At 31.7% G+C, this 252-nt stretch carries 1 protein-coding gene; it reads right to left on the minus strand.

What is annotated here, in order from left to right:
• Positions 1 to 252 (minus strand): hypothetical protein (locus SB764_RS42830; protein ID WP_410867154.1); only part of this gene is annotated, 252 nt, incomplete at both ends.

The following is a 252-nucleotide window of genomic DNA, read 5'->3' on the forward strand; positions in this document are numbered from 1 at the left end:
CTTTTCATTATTGTAAGCAAAAGTAATACTCAGTTTATGGTTCGATATGATTCCACTAATATCTATTTCAAATAATCTTTCACTCTCTAAACTAATTGAGTCACCTGGTGATAGTTTAGAGATTTCAAACACTTCATTATCAATACTCTCATCAAACTGACCTAAGTAGTTGAACTTTATTTGCGGTTTTATTCCCTGCCAACTTACTTCATTCTGCATATACTTAAGGATGCCAAAACCTATACCTTTGTT

The sequence above is a fragment of the Paraburkholderia sp. SIMBA_027 genome (genome assembly GCF_046535315.1).
GTDB lineage: Bacteria > Pseudomonadota > Gammaproteobacteria > Burkholderiales > Burkholderiaceae > Paraburkholderia > Paraburkholderia tropica.